This is a genomic window from Streptomyces sp. NPDC059785, assembly GCF_042732375.1.
Taxonomy (GTDB): domain Bacteria; phylum Actinomycetota; class Actinomycetes; order Streptomycetales; family Streptomycetaceae; genus Streptomyces.
In genome coordinates this window covers 1-18,639 of record NZ_JBHWHV010000022.1, presented here as the reverse complement: position 1 = coordinate 18,639, position 18,639 = coordinate 1, and the positions used below count along the sequence as shown (strand labels likewise).

Here is an 18,639-nt window from a genome sequence, read left to right as displayed (position 1 = left end):
CCGGGCACGGAGACGGCGCGACCCGCTTTGGCTTCGTCCACCAGGCGCTGTGCTACGGGTCGGACGCCGCGTTCCTCGACGGCACCCTCGACTTCGTCCACGACGGCCTGGACGCGGGCGACCCCGTCCTCGCCGTCGTCGCGCCGCACAACGTGCGGCTCCTCGGCGAGGCGCTGGGCGACCATGCCCAGGCCGTGGAACTCATCGACGCCGACGAATGGTACGACCAGCCGCCGCGCACCCTCGGCCGCTACCACGCCTACTGCGGCGACCACGGCACCGGCCCCGCCGGGCGCCCCCGCCGGGTCCGGGTGATCGGCGAACCCGTCTGGTCCGGGCGCACCGCCTTCGAGACCGGCGAGTGGATGCGCTACGAGTCCCTGGTCAACGTCGCCTTCGCCGACTCGCCGCACTGGATCCTGTGCCCCTACGACACCCGGGCACTGTCCGACGACCTCGCGCTCGCCGCGGCCCGCACCCACCCCGTACTCGGCCGGGCCAGCGGCACACCCGCCGCCAGCGTCCGGTACACCGACCCCGGCGCCTTCTACGCCGAGTGCGCCCGCGTCGTGCCGCGGGCGCTGCCCGACGGACCGGACGACGTGCCGTTCCTGCGCGGCGGGACGGCGGCCGTCCGCCGGTCCGCCGCCGCGCACGACGGTCACTGCCGCGCCCAGCTCCTCGCGGGCGCGGAAGTTGTCCTCGAAGACCGCCCGCACCGCGGCGAAGCGCGCGTCGCAGTGCCCGTGCACAAGGTCAGCATCTGAGGACATCGGGCCTTCGTCGTCGGTCCGGGAGCGCCGGAAGGTGCCGCCGGGTCCAGGGAGTTCCGGACCCCGGCGGCACACCGGTCACAGGCGGGACGGGAGCCAGCGCAGCCTGGCCTGCTCCTGGTACGGGCCGCCGCCCTCGTGGTCGTTGAAGTCGTAGACCTCGATCGTCCGGTCCTCGTGCCCCCACACGTTGAAGGCCCCGTAGACCGTCGACGGCGGGCAGGTCAGGTCCTCCAGGCCCACGGAGAACAGGGCGGGCGCCCGGCCGCGCGCGGCGAAGTGCACCCCGTCGAAGTACGACAGCGTGCGCATGACCCGCTCGGTGCGACCGCGGTGCGTCTTGAGGTAGTTGCCGATCTCCCGGTAGGGGTTGCGGTCCGTCAGCGTCGTGGCGCGCGGGAAGTCGCACAGGAAGGGCACGTCCGGCGCCACCGCCGCGAGGTCGGGCACCAGACCGCCGACCGCGATGGTGATGCCGCCGCCCTGGCTGGCGCCGAGGACGGCGGTGCGCGCCGGGTCGGTCAGCGGGTGCGAGCGGGCGGCCTCCACGGCCCGTACCGCGTCCGTGTACACCCGGCGGTAGTAGTACGTCTCGGGGTCCTCGACGCCGCGGGTCATGTAGCCGGGGAACGCGGGCGCGCTGCCCACCGGGTCGGGGGTGTCGCCGCCGCCCCAGCCGCTGCCCTGGCCCCGGGTGTCCATCACGAAGTGCGCGAAGCCCGCCGAGGCCCACAGCAGATGGGTGTGCGGCAGGCCGCGCCCGCCGCCGTACCCGATGTACTCCACGACCGTGGGCAGCGGCTCCGTCGTCCCGGCGGGCAGCGTCAGCCAGCCCTTGATCGGGTGCCCGCCGAAACCGGCGAAGGTCACGTCGTAGACCTCGACCGTGCGCAGGTGGGTCTCGACCGGCGCGAAGCGGGCGTCCAGGTCGTGTTCCCGTGCCTCCTGGAGGGTCTTGGCCCAGAAGGAGTCGAAGTCACCGGGTTCGGTGGACGCGCTGCGGTACTCGCGGAGTTCATCGAGCGACAGGTCGAACTGGGGCATCAAGGACCGCCTTCGGCGTCAAGGGGTGCGGGTGATCACACCGTACGGGCGGCGTCCGGCAGCCGCCAGCGTCGTCCGGCAGCCGGACCGCGGCACGCTCCCGGCCGGCTGACGTGATCAGCCGGTGTGCAGGACGCGGAAGCGGTCCGGTGCCGCCGGGTCCCGGTCGGCGACCTGCACCGGCGGCCGGGCCCACTGCCGTACGTCGACGCCGGCACGTGGGAGAACCGGATCGGCCCGCGGGTGCCCTCGACCGCGATGTGCGGCCAGGACGCGGCGACGCACCTGCCGGCTGCCGGTGGTGGGCCCGTCCGGTGGGCACCCCCGGGAGGCGCCCCCCAGCGCACGGCCCCCGGCGCGCTACCGGCGCGCGGGACGGTCGTGCCGACCGTGGGGCGGAACGGCGGTCCGACACGAGAACCCGGGTCCCCGAAGGGCCGCGACTGGTCTTCCGGGCCGCTGAACAGGGCGTACGTTCTCAGGGCGGCGACCACGACGCCTACCCCGGCACCGCGCGCACGGCGGCTTCCGTCGGTCGTCATCGGCCCCCGACGGCGGCGGATCCGGCGTGAACACCGCTGTCCCATACGGCTGGTACGACTGATTCGTGCCCCGCGTGGAACCCGGTCCGCAATCGCGCGCCGGGGAGCGACGGCCGAGGAGCGACGACCGGGGGAGTGACGGTCGAGGACCGACGGCCGACGGCCTCCGTGTGCGCCCCCCACACGAAAAGGCAAGGAGCGATGAGCTCTCAGCACACCTCTCCGAGGGGCGGTACCGGTACCCGCGCCATCACCACCGGCGTCGACGGTTCACGGGCCGGCCTGGAGGCCGCCGACTGGGCCGCGCGCGAGGCCGAGCGCCGCCGGCTGCCGCTCCGGCTGCTGCACGCGGGCACCGAACCCGCCGTACCGTACCCGGTCCCGGACGTCGACCTGCCCGCCAGGACGCTTCTCGACCGGGCCGCCATCCAGCTCGCCTACACCCACCCGGCCCTCGACATCATCGCCCGCCGCACCGAACAGCCCGCCGCGCAGGCGCTCTCGGCCGCCGGGCCGGAGACGGAGACCCTGGTCCTCGGTGCGCGCGGTGCCACGGGGTTCAGGGGCTTCCTGGTCGGTTCGGTCGCGCTCGCCGTGGCCTCCGCCGCCGCCCGCCCGGTCGTCATCGTGCGCGCGGGCGGGATACCCGAGGACGAGCGGGTGCCCGCCCGGGACGGCGGCCCGTCCGCCCGGTCGCCGTACCTGCCGGTCGTCGTCGGGCTTGACCTGGACCGCCCGGCCGACGAACTCCTCGCGTACGCCTTCCGCACGGCCGCCGCCCGCCCGGCGCCGCTGCGGGTGATGCACCTCCACGGGCGGCCGCCGCGGCCCGGCGAGGCGGGCGGACCGGACGACGACGGGCGCGGGCGCCGGGTGTTCACCCGTGCCCTGCGGCCGTGGCGGCGCGGCTTCCCGGACGTCACCGTCACGGAGCAGGTGATCGACGGGCAGCCCGGGCACCATGTGCAGCATCTGTTGCGCGCATCCACCCGGGCGGGCCTGCTGGTGGTCGGCCGGCACATACGGTCCCCGCGACTGGGCCGGACCGCGCGCTCGGTCGTCGAGCACTCCACGTGCCCGGTGGCCGTGGTGCCGCACACATAGGCCGCACACAGCCGTACGGACATGCGGGGGCCCGGGGAATAGCGGGCTCGTGATCTTCCTTGCCGTAGGGACCGGGGACATCGATGCCCGCGCGCCCGCGGGCACCCCGGTGACGGGAAACGGAGAGTGAGGGAGCCCCCATGCCCAAGGCGTACGTGTTCACCCGGTACGGCGGCCCGGAGACCGAGGCCCTCGTCGAGTCGGACCGGCCGGTACCGGGACCCGGTCAGCTCCTGGTCGCGGTGCGTGCGGCGGGCGTGAACCCGGTCGACTGGAAGCTGCGCACCGGCTATCGCAGGCCGGGCGCGTCCGAGCCGGACTTCCCCGCGGTGTTCGGCAGCGAGGCCGCCGGGGTCGTCGAGGAAGTGGGCGCCGGAGTGACCGGCTTCGCCGTCGGCGACGAGGTCTTCGGCAACCCGGTGACCGGCGGTTACGCCGAGTACACGCTGCTGCCGGTGGAGGTGGCCGCGCACAAGCCGGCCGGGCTGTCCTTCACGGACGCCGCCGCCCTCCCCGTCGCGGCGGCCACCGCGTACGACGGGGTGCGCCAGCTCGCGCTGCCCGCCGGGGCGACGCTGCTGATCACCGGTGCGGGCGGCGGCGTCGGCGTCGCTGCCGCGCAGATCGCCCTGGCCGAGGGGGTGCGCGTGGTCGGCGTGGCGAGCGAGGGCAAGAAGGAGTTCGTGGCGGCGCTCGGCGCGGTGCACGTACCGTCGGGGCCTGACTGGGCGGACCGGGTGCGGGCCGCCGCGCCGGACGGTGTGGACGCGGTGTTCGACCTGGTCGGCGGCGAGACGCTGGAGACCGCGGCCGGGCTGCTGACCGACCGCTCGAAGCTGATCAGCGGTGCCGACCGGGGGACGGTGGCACGGCTGGGCGGCGCTCCCGTCGCACGGGCCAGGACCGCCGCCGTACTGGACGAGGTCGCGCGGCTCGTCACCGACGGCACGCTCCGGCCGTTCGTCACGGCCGCCTTCCCGCTGGACCGCGCCGGCGAGGCGCTGCGCACGGTCGAGGACGGCCACGCGCAGGGCAAGATCGTGATCGAGGTGACCGCGTGAGCGCCGGCACGAGCAGCGAACCGCGCCGCTCGGACTTCCACGTCCCGACACCGGCCACCGAACCGCGCTGCTCGGACTTCCACGTCCCGACACCGGCCACCGAACCGCGCTGCTCGGACTTCCACGTCCCGACACCGGCCACCGAACCGCGCTGCTCGGACTTCCACGTCCCGACACCGGCCACCGAACCGCGCCGCTCGGACTTCCACGTCCCGACACCGGCCACCGAACCGCGCCGCTCGGACCTCCACGTCCCGACACCGGCCACCAAGCGCCGGCCGCTCGCCGCCACCGGAAAGCAGCGTGTACCTGACGGCGCCGTGTCGCAGCGGGTGTCCGACGGCGCCGGGGAGCGGCGTGTGCCTGCCGACTCCGGGACGCAGCGTGTGCCCGACGGCGCCGGTCAGCTCGGGCTCGGCGGCGCCGAGAGAGTGCCCGTACCCGACGGCACCGAGAAAGGGCAGGCACCCGACGCCCCTGGCGCAGCGCCCGTACTCACCGCCTCCGCCCCCGGCGCAGCGCCCGTACTCGTCGCCCCCGGCGCGGCCCACGTGCTCGACAACCCCGCCCTCTCCTCGCTCACCGGCCCGCACGCGCGCTTCGCCGAGCGTCGTGGCCGGGTGGCGCGCTACCCCGTCGACGTGTCGCCGTGGCTGGCGCTGCCCGACGACCCCGGCCCCGCCGACTGGGCGGACCTGGCCGAGCTGGTCGGACCGGGCGGCGAGGTGTCCCTGGCAGGCTTCGACGGCCGGCTCCCGGCGGGCTGGGAGGTGACCTTCGACCTGGAGGGGGTCCAGTTCGTCGATGCCGGGATCCCCGCCGCGCCGGACACCGAGGCCGTACGGCTCGGCCCCGCCGACGTACCGGAGATGCTCGACCTGGTCGAGCGCACCAGACCGGGCCCGTTCCTGCCGCGCACCGTCGAGCTCGGCACGTACCTCGGGATCCGCCGGAACGGCGTCCTCGCGGCGATGGCGGGGGAGCGGCTGCACCCGCCGGGCTGGACCGAGATCAGCGCGGTCTGCACCGACCCGGCGTTCCGCGGCGAGGGGCTGGCCACCCGGCTGGTCCTGGCGGTCGCGCACGGCATACGCGCCCGCGGGGAGACCCCGTTCCTGCACACCGGGGCCGGGAACACGGGCGCTGTCCGGCTGTACGAGACCCTCGGCTTCCGGCTGCGGCGCACCACCCGGTTCATGGCGGCCCGGGTCCCCGGCGATGTCGAGGCCCGCCGCCTCAGCCCGTCGGAACGCTCCTGACCGGGAGCTCGGCAGCCGCCGCGTTGTACCGCAGCAGATACCCGGCGAACCGGGCCAGATCCTCCTCGGGCCAGCCGTCGAGCCGCTCCCGGAACGCCTCCCGGCGGCTCACGGTCACCTGGGCGAGGATCGCCCGCCCCGCCTCCGTCAGATCCAGCACCTGCACCCGGTGGTCCTCCGGATCGAGCCGCCGCCCGATGAGCCCGGCGCGCTCCAGCGCCGACACCTGCCGGCTCACGGTCGACTTGTCGAGCGCGTAGTGCGCGGCGAGATCCGTGGCCCGGCACCCGCCGCGCTCCTCCAGATGCCCGAGCAGGGTGTACGAGACGAGCGACAGCTCGGGGTGCATCCGGCCCGCCGCCGCCCGGGAGCGCCGGGCGAAGGCCGTCATCTCGCGCTGGATCGTCTCCACGGCGGCGTCCGCGTCGTCGGCCGTCCCTTCCGGGGCGGGGACGACGGCAGGGGCGTCATCAGGGACGACGGTCTCGGCGGGCCCTTCGGCTGACATCACTGGAACGACTCCTTCCGGCTTCGGGTTGCACAGTACAACTCGGGACGTACCGCCGTTCACCGGCCGCCGGGCGGTGACGGCCGGTGAACGGCGCCCGGCCACCGGGGACCGGCCGCCGGCGACCCCTCCTGTAGGGTGACGTCCCGGCCGTGGACGGACCCGGCCGGTCATGTCGCGAGGAGGTGAGCCCCATCACCGCTGTGTCAGGTCGGGTGCTCTCGCCTCGAGGCTGTGCGGTTCACCGTTCCTAGGTGACCGCCGGAGCGCCCTTCGGCTCGTCGAAAGGCCCTCGGCTCCCATGCCTTCCCCCTCATCCAGGCCCTCCGTCACCTCTGCCTCCTCCCTGTCCTCCGTCGTCGCCGAACTGCGCTCCGCGGGCTGTGTGTTCGCCGAGGACGAGGCGGAGTTGATCCTGTCCGCCGCCCGCACCCCGGACGAACTCGCCGCGTTGGTCGCCCTGCGGGTGTCGGGCCTGCCGCTGGAACACGTCGTCGGCTGGGCGGAGTTCCACGGTCTGCGCGTCACCGTCGAACCGGGCGTCTTCGTGCCCCGGCGGCGCACCGAGTTCCTCGTGGACCGGGCGCTCGCCCTCGCCCCGGACGCGGCCGTCGTCGTGGACCTGTGCTGCGGTTCCGGCGCGGTGGGCGCCGCGCTGGCCGCGGCGCTCGGCGGCGTGGAACTGCACGCCGCCGACATCGACCCCGCCGCGGTGCGCTGCGCCCGCCGCAATGTCGCCGCCTTCGGCGGTCACGTCCACGAGGGCGACCTCTTCGCGGCGCTGCCCGGGGACCTGCGCGGCCGGGTCGACGTACTGGCCGCCAATGTGCCGTACGTGCCCAGCGGCGAGGTCGGGCTGCTGCCCTCGGAGGCCCGCGACCACGAGCCGCTGGTCGCGCTGGACGGCGGGACGGACGGGCTCGACGTCCTGCGCCGGGTCGCCGCGGAGGCGCCCCGGTGGCTGGCCCCCGGCGGTCTGCTGCTGGTGGAGACCAGCGAGCTCCAGGCGCCCGCGGCCCTCGACGCCTTCGCCCGCGCCGGACTCGACACCGCCCTGTCCGTCTCCGACGAGCTGTACGCGAACGTCGTGACCGGCGTGCTGCCCACGCCGCGGGGCTCGTCGCGGCCGGACGCGTAGCCCCTGGCGGCCCTCGGTAGTCCCAGGTCGTACGACCGCGAGCGAGGGGGTCCGGCACACCGCCGGGCCCCCTCGGCGACGTGACCCACCCCATTGTGCAACTAGTTGCACAACCCGCGGCTCCTCGTCTACAACAGACGCACCACACCCCGCACGGAGGACCGGATGAGCCGCTACCCGCACCTGCTGTCACCGCTCGATCTGGGCTTCACCACCCTGCCCAACCGCGTCCTCATGGGCTCCATGCACGTGGGTCTGGAGGAGGCCGGGCGCGGCTTCGAGCGCATGGCGGAGTTCTACGCGGCGCGGGCCCGCGGCGGCGTCGGCCTCATCGTCACCGGCGGCATCGCGCCCAACGAGGCGGGACGGCCGTACGAGGGCGGGGCGAAGCTGACCACCGAGGCGGAGGCGGCGCGGCACGAGCTGATCACCGAGGCGGTGCACCGCGAGGGCGGCCGGATCGCGATGCAGATCCTGCACTTCGGGCGGTACGCCTACCACCGTGACCTGGTCGCGCCCAGCGCCCTGAAGGCGCCCATCAGCCCGTACGAGCCGCACGCGCTCACGGACGCCGAGGTCGAGCGGACCGTCGACGACTACGTGCGCACCGCGCTGCTCGCCCGGCGGGCCGGCTACGACGGCGTCGAGATCATGGGCTCCGAGGGGTACCTGATCAACGAGTTCATCGCGGCCGGGACCAACCGGCGCGAGGACCGCTGGGGCGGCTCCTACGAGAACCGGACGCGCTTCCCCGTCGAGATCGTGCGGCGGGTGCGCGAGGCGGTCGGGGAGGACTTCATCGTCATCTACCGGCTGTCCATGCTGGACCTGGTCCCCGGCGGATCGACCTTCGACGAGGTCGTCACGCTGGCGCAGGCCGTCGAGGCCGCCGGCGCGACGATCATCAACACCGGCATCGGCTGGCACGAGGCGCGCATCCCGACCATCGCCACCTCGGTGCCGCGCGGCGCGTACACCTGGGTGACCAGGAAACTCATGGGCGCCGTCGCCGTCCCGCTGGTGACGACCAACCGCATCAACACCCCGGAACTGGCCGAGCGGTTGCTCGCCGAGGGACACGCCGACATGGTGTCGATGGCGCGCCCGATGCTCGCCGACCCCGACTTCGTCGCCAAGGCGGCGGCGGGACGGCCCGACACCATCAACACCTGCATCGGCTGCAACCAGGCCTGCCTCGACCACACCTTCAGCGGGAAGATCACCTCCTGTCTGGTCAACCCGCGCGCCTGCCACGAGACGGAGCTCGTCCTCGCCCCCACCCGGCTGCGCAAGCGCGTCGCCGTCGTCGGCGCGGGCCCGGCCGGACTCGCCTGCGCCGTGCACGCCGCCGAGCGCGGCCACGAGGTCACCCTCTACGACGCCGCGAGCGAGATCGGCGGCCAGCTCAACGTGGCCCGCAAGGTGCCGGGCAAGCAGGAGTTCGACGAGACGATCCGCTACTTCCGCACCCAGCTCGGCGAGCACGGCGTACGGCTCCGGCTGAACACCCGGGTCACCGCCGCCGACGTCACCGGCTACGACGAGATCGTCATCGCCACCGGCGTCAGCCCCCGCACCCCCGACATCCCGGGCGTCGACCATCCCAGCGTCGTCGGCTACCTCGACGTGCTGCGCGACGGCGCACCCGTGGGCGACCGGGTCGCGGTCCTCGGCGCCGGCGGCATCGGCTTCGACGTCGCCGCGTACCTGACCGACGGCGGCGACAAGGCGAGCGAGGACCCGGCGACGTACTTCCGGCACTGGGGCGTCGACATGGACCACCGGACCCCCGGCGGCCTGGCCGCCCCCGAGCGGCCCGTCCCGCCGCGCACCGTCCACCTCCTCCAGCGCAAGCCGTCCAAGGTCGGCGCTGGGCTGGGCAGGACCACCGGCTGGATCCACCGCGCCGAACTCAAGCACCGCGGCGTCACCATGGTCCCCGGCGCCGGCTACGACCGGATCGACGACGCCGGGCTGCACCTCACCGTCGACGGCCGCAGCCAGGTCCTGGAGGTCGACACCATCGTGCTCTGCACCGGACAGGAGCCGCGCCGCGACCTGTACGAGGAGCTGCGCGCCGCGGGCCGCGATGCGCACCTCATCGGCGGCGCCGACGTCGCCGCCGAACTGGACGCCAAGCGCGCCGTCAAGCAGGGCACCGAGCTCGCGGCGGCGCTGTAGACCGGTGACCGGGGGCGGGCCGCCGGGCCCGCCCGCCGCCTCCCCGGCCCTCCCTAGGATTGACCGCATGTCACTGCCGCACGCGATCCTCACCGCCCTGCTGGAGAAGCCGTCGTCCGGCCTGGAGCTGACCCGGCGGTTCGACAAGTCCATCGGCTACTTCTGGTCGGCGACGCACCAGCAGATCTACCGCGAGCTGGGGAAACTGGAGGCGGGCGGACATATCCGCGCCCTGCCCGCCGAGCAGCCGGCACGCGGCCAGAAGAAGAGCTACGAGGTACTGCCCGCCGGCCGCGCCGAACTGGCCCGCTGGACCGCCGCGCCCCAGGACCCCAAGCCCCTGCGGGACGTGACGCTGCTGCGTCTGCGCGCCGCCGCGGTGGTCGGCACCGACGGGATCGAAGCCGATCTGCGCCGCCATCTCGCTCTGCACCAGCGGCAGTTGGCCGAGTACGAGGAGATCCAGGAGCGGGACTTCCCGCCCGGCAAGGACACCGCGCAGGACCGCCTCCAGCACCTGGTGCTGCGGGCCGGCATCGACCTGGAGACCTTCTGGACGCGGTGGCTGACGCATGCGCTGGAGGAGCTCCGGCACCTCGGGGAGGGGCCGGCGGCACACTGACGGGAGGCCGCCCGGCCGGCGGACGGCCTCCCTCTTGTGGCGACGCGGGGGACCGCCGGTCAGAGCCGGTGCGGCCGGGCCCGGCGGCGCAGGTACCAGGCCGCGGCGACGGTGCCCGCGGACACCAGCGCGCCGCCGCCCAGCAGCGTGAGCGTGCCGTAGTCCTTGCTGGCGCCGCCGATACCGCCCATGACACCGCGCGAGGGCGAGGCCGTCGCGGAGATGGTGGGCGCCGAGACGACGATGGACTGGGTGCCCGCCGTCGTCCCGTTCTGGCAGACGACGATCACGGTGTACGTGCCGGAGGCGACGCCCGACCAGCTCGCGGACTGGGCGCCGCTCGTCCCGGTCAGCGACACCTGCCGCCCCTGCGCGAAGCTCGACTGGCCGCTGGAGAGCAGCGAGGCGTTGCCGTAACTGCCACTGGTGCCGGGGCAGGCGCTCGTGGTGGCCCGCACGGTGGAGCCGCTCGTGCTCACCGAGATGCCCGAACCCCCCGCGGCGGCCGGTCCGGCGGCCAGGGTGAGCGGAAGCGCGGCGGCGGCGACCGCGGTCAGGCCGGAGCGGAGGAATATCTGGGAAGTGCGCATAGGAAGTGCCCTCCGGCGGCACGGTTGGCGGAACATCCCTTGCGCCGCCGGGGATCGGGGAGCGGCCGTGCTGCCTCAGGGGAAGCCAACGCGGCGCGCGCCGTCACCGCATGCGGACGGGGACCGGGCAGGTGACGCGACCCCTCGTTTTCCTTCGTTAGGCGCAGGACCTGCGGGTCCCGGGCCCGCCCGGCCGGGTGTCACTCCTGGGCCGTCGTCACCGTCCGCTCCGCCGAGAATCCGCCCCACGTACCGTCCGGCAGCCGTGGCCGGATCCGCACCCGGTAGGTGACCCCGGACTCGCGTCCCACGTAGAAGCTGTAGGCCGCCGTGCCGTCCGGTGGGGTGTCGCCCCACACCAGCGAGGTCACCGGGTGGCCGTCCAGGTGGATCTGGTACTCCGTGACGACGCCGTCCGTCTCGGGCGGCAGCCAGGACAGGTCCAGGTAGTGGGCGCCGTCGGCGCGGTGCGTCGTCACGCGGAAGCGGGTCGGCGCCGTCGCGGGGGTCTGAGCCGAGCCCGCCGCCGTGGTCAGCCGCACGGTGTCGCTCGCGGGGGAGACGTTGTCGGCCGCGTCGCGCGCCCGCACGGTGAAGGCGTACCGGGTGCCGGGCCTGAGCCCCGTGACCACGGCCGCCGTCTGCCCGCCGCCGACACTGTGGATCCTGGAGCCGCCCTGGTAGATGTCGTACGAGGTGACGGCCCTGTCGTCGGTCGCCGCGGTCCAGGAGAGCTGCACGGCCCGGCTGCCTGCCGCTCTGCCGTGCGGTCGTCCGGGCCGGGCCGGGGCGCGGCGGTCGGCGGCGGCCGCGGCAGGGGTGGTGGCCCGCACCTGAGCGCTGGGCGGCCCCACGTCCCCGTCCTGGTCGCGCGCCCGCACCGTGAAGACGTACGGGGTGGACGGCTTCAGCCTGGTGACGTCCACCATGTGTTCGTCGGCCGGTACTTCCTTGACTTTCGTGTCGCCCCGGTACACCTCGTACACGTCGTAGTCAGCGGCCTCCGGGCCCCGGTTCCACATGACGTGCACGCTGGTCGAGCTGCCCGCGGCGGCGGTGACGCCCACGGGGGCCGACGGGAGCCGGCCGCCGCTGTCGTCGCCCTGGCCGCCCCAGCCGCAGGATGTCAGCAGGCACAGCGACAGGAGGAGCGGCAGGAGCAGCGATCCGGAAGCGACCGCTCTGCCGGAGGTCACCGCAATGGGGGTGCGTCGCACGGGCTGCCCTCCCTCGCCGGGATTGGTCTGTACCTATATGCCATGGGTGACGCGGTCACATCAAGAGGGCGGACGGGGTCGGGTGCCGTTCGACGGGTCGGCCGCCGGGTACGTATGCTGAACCCGACGCGGCGTGAACTGACCTCTTGCGGGCGGGAGTTCATGTCCCGGCGGCGCGGACCGCTGTCGTCGCTACTCCGTGCCGACGCGGCCGGCGGAGCGGGCGGAACCGGGCAGGTTCCGGCCCCGCTCCGCCGGCCCACCCCGCCGGGCGGCCCCCGCTGACCGAGTACCGGCGGCAGCCGCCGGGCGTGCGCCGTCCGGACCTCACCGGTGGCCGTGACCCGGGCACCGCACCACCTTGGGGTGAGTGTGATCGTCCGTGTCGTCCACGAGAGGCCTCCGATGTGCGTGTCCAGTCGCTGACGCTGGCCGCGGCAGGCGCCGCCCTGCTCTCGCCCGTCACCCTGCCGGCCCCCACAGTCCCCGTCGCCGCCCACGGCCCCGAACCGGTGCACCAGCGCGCCGCCGCCCGCGAGGGAGGTGTCCGGGCCGGCGACCTGCTGGCCGCGGTACGCGGCTGCGCCCCCGTCTCCGAGGGCCGTTACCGCAGCGACGAAGGCACCGTCGCCGACATCCCGGTGTGCGGCGGGAAGGGCGCCGTCTTCTGGAAGGCGGACATGGACATCGACTGCGACGGCAGACCGGGCCCCTACTGCAACGCCCGCACCGACTCGCTGTTCTCGTCCATGACGGCGTTCCAGCAGTCCGACGGCCGCTACCTGAGCGCCGAGACCCTCCCGTACATCGTGGTCCCGGCCCCCGGCCCGGTCTGGGACCACCGCGCCCACGGGATCCAGGGCGGTTCCCTGGCCGCCGTCGTGTACGGCGACCGGGTCCAGTACGCGGTCGTCGGCGACGTCGGCCCCGGCGAGATCATCGGCGAGGCGTCCTACGCCACCGCCCGCGGCCTCGGCATCCGCACCGACCCGCACGGCGGCGGCACCGACTCGGGGGTGACGTACATCGTGTTCGAGAACTCGGGGGTGTCACCCATCGAGGACCACCGGGCGGCGGCGGTACGGGGCGAGGCGCTGGCGCGGAAGTTCGTCCGGGAGAACCGCGCGAGCTGACGGCCGGGCAGGTGAGCCCCCGCCGGACGGACAGGGGCTCACGCGCGCGTACCCGGGAGTGACTCCCGGACGTCACTCCTTGCGGTAGGAGTACGCCTCCGCTGCCGCCGCCGCGACGGCCGAGAGGTCGGCGCCCGTGGACGCCGTGACGAGCGCGGCGACCGCGCCCTCCACGAAGGGGGCGTCGACCAGCCGGGTGTTCTCCGGCAGTTCGTCGCCCTCGGCGAGCAGCGTCTTCACGGTGAGGACCGCGCTGCCGAGGTCGGTGAGGACGGCGACGCCCGCGCCCCGGTCGACGGAGGCCGCCGCCGCGGAGATCAGCTCCGCGCTCGTGCCGAGACCGCCGTCCGGGGTACCGCCGGCGGCCGCCACGGGCGCGGTGACGCCACCGCCCGCGAGCCCCACGGCCAGTTCGGCGACGGAGGCGGCGACGGCCGCACTGTGCGAGACGAGCACGATGCCGACGTGCCGGCCGCTCGTCGTCTCGTCCGCGGCATCACTCACCGCCCGCCTCCTCGTGCTCTTGGTGCTCCTCCTGCTCGTCGTGGACCTCGGCGAGCGCGCCGATCAGCAGCGCCGCCGAGGTGGCGCCGGGATCCTGGTGCCCGATGCTGCGCTCACCCAGGTAACTCGCCCGGCCCTTGCGGGCCTGGAGGGGGGTGGTCGCGGCGGCGCCCTCCTCGGCGGCGGCCCCGGCCGCGTGGAAGGAGTGGCGCAGCGCCTCCACCGCGGGCAGCAGCGCGTCGATCATGGTCTTGTCGCCTGGCGCGGCCCCGCCGAGGGTCATCACGGCCCCGACACCGGTGTGCAGCGCGTCGGTGAACTGCTCCTCGGTGACCTCGGCCGCGTCCCCGAGCGCCTTGCCCGTACGCCGCAGCAGCGTCCCGTACAGCGGTCCCGACGCGCCGCCCACCGTGGAGATGAGCTGCCGCCCGGCCAGGGTGAGCACGGTGCCGGGCGTGTCCGGGGCCTCCTTGTCCAGCGTGGCCACCACGGCGGTGAACCCGCGCTGGAGATTGCTGCCGTGGTCGGCGTCACCGATCGGCGAGTCGAGCGCGGTGAGCCGTTCGGCCTCGCGGTCCACCAGGGCGGCGGTGGCCGTGAGCCAGCGGCGGAAGAAGTCGGCGTCGAGCACTGGATCTCCTTGCGTATCGCGTACGTTGGCCTGTCGGCCCGGTGTGGGCGGCCGTGGCTCACATGCCCCAGCGCAGCCCCGGGGTCCGCACCGGCGCGTCCCACAGGCGCAGCAGTTCCTCGTCCACCTGGCACAGCGTCACCGAGGCGCCGGCCATGTCCAGGGACGTGACGTAGTTGCCGACGAGGGTGCGGGCGACGGCGACCCCGCGCTCGGTGAGGACGCGCTGCACCTCCGCGTTGAAGCCGTACAGCTCGAGCAGCGGTGTCGCCCCCGCGCCGTTGACCAGGACCAGGACCGGGTTGCGCGGGTTCAGGTCCTCCAGGACGGCGTTCACCGAGAAGTCGGCGATCTCGCGCGAGGTCATCATCGGACGCCGTTCGCGGCCCGGTTCGCCGTGGATGCCGACGCCCAGCTCCAGCTCTCCGGCCGGCAGGTCGAAGGTGGGGCTGCCCTTGGCGGGCGTGGTGCACGCGCCGAGCGCGACGCCGAAGCTGCGGGAACTCTCGTTGACCTGCCGCGCCAGCGCCTCGACCCGCTCCAGCGGCGCACCCTCGTCGGCGGCGGCTCCGGCGATCTTCTCCACGAACAGGGTCGCGCCGGTGCCGCGCCGGCCCGCCGTGTACAGACTGTCGGTGACGGCCACGTCGTCGTTCACGAGGACCTTGGCGACCTGGATGCCCTCGTCCTCGGCGAGCTCCGCCGCCATGTCGAAGTTGAGCACGTCACCGGTGTAGTTCTTCACGATGAAGAGGACGCCGGCTCCGCTGTCCACGGCCGCCGCGGCCCGCACCATCTGGTCCGGCACCGGAGAGGTGAAGACCTCACCCGGACAGGCGGCCGACAGCATCCCGGGACCCACGAACCCGCCGTGCAGCGGCTCGTGCCCGGAGCCACCGCCCGAAACGAGGGCCACCTTCCCGGCCACGGGGGCGTCCCGCCTGACGATCACCCGGTTCTCGACGTCGACCGTCAGCTCCGGATGCGCGGCGGCCATCCCCCGCAGCGCGTCAGCGACCACCGTCTCCGCCACGTTGATGAGCATCCTCATGGGTACCTCCTGGTGAGCTGAGAGCTGGGCGACCGGCCGGGTTCTGGTCGCGGTGCTGTCTCCGCAGTATTGACCTTGCACCGGCGGAGGTCACGCGTGCGGACGGAGGAGGGGGCGCCGACGTACTCGGCACCACCCCGCCGACTGCGACGGGGGAGCGGGCTCCGCTCGGAGTCCGGCCGGGAGGACCACCACGTCGACGATCGCGGCCGGGGTGTCCGGCCCCGTCGCCGCCATCGCGCTGTTCCTGGAATCCGGCCGCAGCGGATACGTTCCCGGCGCGGAGCGCGGATCGCGGATCGCGGATCGCGGATCGCGGATCGCGGAAGCGGAACGGCGGGCGAGCGCATCGGCGGGTGCTGCCGGCCGTGGTCACCGTCGGCCGGGCCGAGTGAGCAGGTACTCGCCGCCGCACGCCTCCGCCAGGGTGGCGCCGAAGAGGGCGGCCGGGGTGTACGCGCCCGGCCGCCCCTCACCGGCCAGCAGCCGGCGGGCGACCTCCGCGGGCACCGCTCCGGTGTACCGCTGAGCGTCGCCCACTCGCAGCCAGCCCTCCCGGATCTCACCGTCCGCCCAGGTCACCACGGCATGACCCCAGGAGTGCTCGCGGGGCCGCTCCCGCGCCTCGACACGCACCCGCGCGAGACGGCGCGTGGTGAACGAGCGCAGCCGCTCGCTCCGCATGAGTGTGCTCACCGCCGGTATCACCGCACGCATCAACGGCGAGGACGGCGCTTCGCTGGACGCCGAGAGCACGAAGCGCGCGCCGCTCGCCCGTTGAGCGGCGAGAAGTTCGCCGAGCGGCATGCCCGCCGTGGTCACCTCCGAGCCGTCCGGCAGGGTGAGCCGCTGCGCGTCGGCGCCGATCCGGGCGGGCGCCAGGCGGCCGTCGGTGATCCGACGGCCCCGCAGGCCGCCCAGGAGGGTGCCGATCAGGGCTTCTCCGGCGGTGCCCTCCTCCATCGAGATCGAGGGCACCATGTCGGTCCGGACCCGGAGCGCCGGGGGAAGGCCCGCGCACAGCTTCACGACGACGCTCTCGGTGGCGGTCACGCCGAACCCGGCGCCGGTGACGAGCGTATGACCGGCCTCGGCCGCCGCGTCGTGCCGCTCTGACACGGCGGAGAGCGCCTCGACGTCGTTCGCCAGGTCGATGTAGTGGCTGCCGGCGGCGCGGCAGGCGTCGATGACGGCGGGAGCCGTGGTGGTGAACGGCCCGACCGTGTTGACGACCACGCCGGGGCGTCGCCGCCGGATCTCCGCGGCGGCGACGTCGAGCGAAGGGGCCAGTAGCGTCTCGCCGCCGGTCCGCTGCGCCGCGGCGCGCAGCCGGTCGGTGTCCCGGCCGACGAGGACGGCGGACAGCCCGCGCCGCGTGAGTTCCGCCGCGATGGCGCGGCCGCTGCGGCCCGTGCCGCCGAGCACCCAGGTCTGCGCATTCATGTGAAGAGCTCCTGCGGTGGGGTGGTGAAGCCGGTGGTCACGCGGTCGTGATGACGAGCTTGCCGCCCTTGGGCGTGCCGTCCCGTTCGAGTTCGGTGAGTGCCGCGATGGCCTCCGTGAGCGGCACGGTGCGGGCGATCGGCACCCGGAGCGTGCCTTCTCCGGCGGCGCGTGCGACCTCCTCGATGTCCTTGGTGACCGGCTGGGTCACCAGGACCTGGAAGGGGCCCGGCAGAGCGGCTCGCGCGAACCGCGCGGGGGTGGGGTGAATGCCGACGACGCGCCCGCCGGGCTTCAGCAACCTCTGCGCGTCCTTGCCCTTGAGCGTGTCGGCGGTGTCGATGACGAGGTCGAACAGTCCGCTGAGCGGCGTCGGGTCGAAGTCGAACTCGACGATCGGATCGATACCGAGGTCGCGCGCGTCCTGCGCGGCGGTGGCGCGGCAGCTGCCCCCTACCGAGGCGCCGCGGGCCAGGGCGATCTGAGCGGCGGCGCGGCCGACTCCGCCCAGGCACCCGTGGACGAAGACGGTCTGCCCGGGGCGCAGCTTCCCCTTCTTGGTCACGGCCTGGAAGGCGGTGAGTCCCACGGTCGGGAGGGCGGCGGCCTCTTCGTAGGAGAGGTTCGACGGCTTCTTCACGACGCCCTTCTCCTCGGCGACGACCATCTCGCCGAAGGCCCCCGACGCCTTGATCGATGCTCCGCCGAGCACCTCGTCGCCGACGCGGAGCCGGGTGACGTCCCTGCCGATCGCCTCGACGACGCCCGCGAAGTCGTAGCCGAGCCCGCGCGGGAAGCGCCGCCCGGTCACCATCTTCATGGCGCCGCCGCGGATGCCCCAGTCCATCGGGTTGGCCGCCGCCGCCCGCACCCGGACCAGAACCTCACCGGCTCCGGGCCGCGCCGGCTCGAACTCCTCCAGCCGCATGACCTCGGGGCCGCCGTACTGGTGGTACTGGATGCGCTGCATGGTTGCCTCCAAGGGCAGTGATGTCATCAGATGACATCACCCTAGCACTCTGATGTCACTCGATGACATCACCTATACTCGCCGCATGGGACGGTGGGAGCCTGGAGCTGGTGACCGGTTGCGCGAGGCGGCGCTGTCGCTGTACATGGAGCGCGGCTTCGAGCAGACGATGGTGGCCGACATAGCCGAACGGGCCGGAGTCACCGCCCGGACCTTCTTCCGGTACTTCGCCGACAAACGTGAGGTGCTCTTCGACGGCACGTCGGACCTGGAGGAGAAGTCGCTGGCCGCCCTCGACGCGGTACCGGTCACGGCGTCGGCGCTGGACGCCGTGGCGGCCGTGCTCGACGCCGTGGCCGAGATGGTGGGCGGCAGCCGTGAGCTCGCGCGGAAGCGGCAGACGGTGATCATGGCCAACGCCGATCTCCGTGAGCGAGAGCTGATCAAGCTCGCAACACTGTCGGCCGCCCTGGCCGACAGGCTGCGACAGCGAGGCACCGGCGACGTCGAGGCCGGCCTGGCCGCCGAGACCAGCATCGCCGTGTTCCGCGTCGCCTTCTCGCGCTGGGTCACCGCCACCGACGATCACGACCTGCGCGACGTCGTCCGCGACACCCTGACCCGACTGCGGACCCTGACGGACGCCGGCTGAACGACGCGCCTGGTGACGCTTGACCCGCACGTGACGTCAGGCCGCACAGTCGGTGCCAAGGAAGATCACTGGACTGTGGGTCGTGTGGCCGAGCCGTCCGGCGTGAGCGTCCGCACGCTGCACCACTATGAGGTCACGGTGCCGCGCCGCGTCGACGGCCGCCTGGAGCCGCCGGCATGACGGCACGGCAGGGCGCCGACGCTTCCGGCGCCCTGC

Annotated in this window: 18 protein-coding genes and 1 pseudogene; 9 read left to right on the top strand and 10 right to left on the bottom strand. The window is 74.1% G+C overall.

Features of this window, described 5'->3' with window-relative positions; genetic code table 11:
• Positions 1-767: MEDS domain-containing protein (locus ACFV6E_RS18345; protein WP_385462762.1), on the top strand; the 767-nt coding region annotated here is incomplete at its 5' end.
• Between the two features lie 84 nt (positions 768-851).
• Here the strand turns inward: ACFV6E_RS18345 and ACFV6E_RS18340 are convergent.
• Entirely contained in the window at positions 852-1,817 is a 966-nt protein-coding gene (locus ACFV6E_RS18340) for an acetylxylan esterase (RefSeq protein ID WP_385174906.1), read from the bottom strand.
• A gap of 117 nt (positions 1,818-1,934) precedes the next feature.
• Positions 1,935-2,095 (bottom strand): annotated as a pseudogene (locus ACFV6E_RS18335) (amino acid ABC transporter substrate-binding protein); the annotation flags it as partial.
• Positions 2,096-2,560: 465 nt separating this feature from the next.
• Between ACFV6E_RS18335 and ACFV6E_RS18330 the strand changes: the two are divergent.
• The 3 genes from ACFV6E_RS18330 (at position 2,561) to ACFV6E_RS18320 (ending at position 5,783) form a co-directional block, all read left to right on the top strand.
• A complete protein-coding gene (locus ACFV6E_RS18330) occupies positions 2,561-3,463 on the top strand; it encodes a universal stress protein (protein WP_385174909.1) in 903 nt (300 codons plus the stop codon).
• 140 nt (positions 3,464-3,603) lie between these two features.
• The gene (locus tag ACFV6E_RS18325) at positions 3,604-4,524 is read left to right on the top strand and encodes an NADP-dependent oxidoreductase (RefSeq protein ID WP_385462759.1); all 921 of its coding nucleotides are present in this window, start codon (positions 3,604-3,606) and stop codon (positions 4,522-4,524) included.
• 551 nt (positions 4,525-5,075) lie between these two features.
• Positions 5,076-5,783, top strand: a complete 708-nt coding sequence (locus ACFV6E_RS18320; RefSeq protein ID WP_385174931.1) for a GNAT family N-acetyltransferase — start codon at positions 5,076-5,078, stop codon at positions 5,781-5,783.
• On the opposite strand, the gene ACFV6E_RS18315 is transcribed toward ACFV6E_RS18320, so the two are convergent.
• Positions 5,761-6,294: a MarR family winged helix-turn-helix transcriptional regulator gene (locus tag ACFV6E_RS18315; RefSeq protein ID WP_385174915.1), complete on the bottom strand. Its 534-nt coding sequence runs from the start codon at positions 6,292-6,294 to the stop codon at positions 5,761-5,763. The genes ACFV6E_RS18320 and ACFV6E_RS18315 overlap by 23 nt on opposite strands.
• Before the next feature lie 298 nt (positions 6,295-6,592).
• On the opposite strand from ACFV6E_RS18315, the gene ACFV6E_RS18310 reads away from it, so the two are divergent.
• The 3 genes from ACFV6E_RS18310 to ACFV6E_RS18300 all read left to right on the top strand — a co-directional run bounded on the left by ACFV6E_RS18310 (position 6,593) and on the right by ACFV6E_RS18300 (position 10,232).
• Positions 6,593-7,429: a putative protein N(5)-glutamine methyltransferase gene (locus ACFV6E_RS18310; protein ID WP_385174917.1), complete on the top strand. Its 837-nt coding sequence runs from the start codon at positions 6,593-6,595 to the stop codon at positions 7,427-7,429.
• A gap of 165 nt (positions 7,430-7,594) precedes the next feature.
• Entirely contained in the window at positions 7,595-9,610 is a 2,016-nt protein-coding gene (locus ACFV6E_RS18305; RefSeq protein ID WP_385174920.1) for an FAD-dependent oxidoreductase, read from the top strand.
• Between the two features lie 67 nt (positions 9,611-9,677).
• Entirely contained in the window at positions 9,678-10,232 is a 555-nt protein-coding gene (locus ACFV6E_RS18300; RefSeq protein WP_385174923.1) for a PadR family transcriptional regulator, read from the top strand.
• A 59-nt stretch (positions 10,233-10,291) separates the two neighbouring features.
• On the opposite strand, the gene ACFV6E_RS18295 is transcribed toward ACFV6E_RS18300, so the two are convergent.
• Both ACFV6E_RS18295 and ACFV6E_RS18290 read right to left on the bottom strand, forming a co-directional pair.
• Positions 10,292-10,822 (bottom strand): hypothetical protein, encoded by a 531-nt coding sequence (locus ACFV6E_RS18295; protein WP_385174926.1) that lies wholly within the window; start codon positions 10,820-10,822, stop codon positions 10,292-10,294.
• Between the two features lie 200 nt (positions 10,823-11,022).
• The gene (locus ACFV6E_RS18290; RefSeq protein ID WP_385174928.1) at positions 11,023-12,039 is read right to left on the bottom strand and encodes a fibronectin type III domain-containing protein; all 1,017 of its coding nucleotides are present in this window, start codon (positions 12,037-12,039) and stop codon (positions 11,023-11,025) included.
• 407 nt (positions 12,040-12,446) lie between these two features.
• On the opposite strand from ACFV6E_RS18290, the gene ACFV6E_RS18285 reads away from it, so the two are divergent.
• Positions 12,447-13,172 carry a glycoside hydrolase family 75 protein gene (locus ACFV6E_RS18285; protein ID WP_385177619.1) on the top strand — a complete coding sequence of 242 codons (726 nt, stop codon included), beginning with the start codon at positions 12,447-12,449 and terminating at the stop codon, positions 13,170-13,172.
• A gap of 72 nt (positions 13,173-13,244) precedes the next feature.
• Here the strand turns inward: ACFV6E_RS18285 and ACFV6E_RS18280 are convergent, their stop codons facing one another.
• The 5 genes from ACFV6E_RS18280 to ACFV6E_RS18260 form a co-directional block, all read right to left on the bottom strand.
• Positions 13,245-13,676, bottom strand: coding sequence for a PTS-dependent dihydroxyacetone kinase phosphotransferase subunit DhaM (locus ACFV6E_RS18280; protein ID WP_385177621.1), 432 nt, complete (start codon positions 13,674-13,676; stop codon positions 13,245-13,247).
• The gene (gene dhaL / locus ACFV6E_RS18275; protein WP_385177623.1) at positions 13,669-14,307 is read right to left on the bottom strand and encodes a dihydroxyacetone kinase subunit DhaL; all 639 of its coding nucleotides are present in this window, start codon (positions 14,305-14,307) and stop codon (positions 13,669-13,671) included. The genes ACFV6E_RS18280 and dhaL overlap by 8 nt, the downstream gene beginning before the upstream one ends.
• A 58-nt stretch (positions 14,308-14,365) precedes the next feature.
• A complete protein-coding gene (dhaK, locus tag ACFV6E_RS18270; protein WP_385177624.1) occupies positions 14,366-15,358 on the bottom strand; it encodes a dihydroxyacetone kinase subunit DhaK in 993 nt (330 codons plus the stop codon).
• Between the two features lie 372 nt (positions 15,359-15,730).
• Positions 15,731-16,801: a saccharopine dehydrogenase NADP-binding domain-containing protein gene (locus ACFV6E_RS18265; RefSeq protein WP_385462756.1), complete on the bottom strand. Its 1,071-nt coding sequence runs from the start codon at positions 16,799-16,801 to the stop codon at positions 15,731-15,733.
• Between the two features lie 37 nt (positions 16,802-16,838).
• The gene (locus ACFV6E_RS18260; RefSeq protein WP_385462753.1) at positions 16,839-17,771 is read right to left on the bottom strand and encodes an NADP-dependent oxidoreductase; all 933 of its coding nucleotides are present in this window, start codon (positions 17,769-17,771) and stop codon (positions 16,839-16,841) included.
• Between the two features lie 85 nt (positions 17,772-17,856).
• Here ACFV6E_RS18260 and ACFV6E_RS18255 point away from each other — a divergent pair, with 85 nt between their 5' ends.
• Complete coding sequence (locus ACFV6E_RS18255) at positions 17,857-18,423, top strand: TetR family transcriptional regulator (RefSeq protein ID WP_385462750.1); 567 nt, start codon at positions 17,857-17,859, stop codon at positions 18,421-18,423.
• The last annotated feature ends 216 nt before the right edge of the window (positions 18,424-18,639 follow it).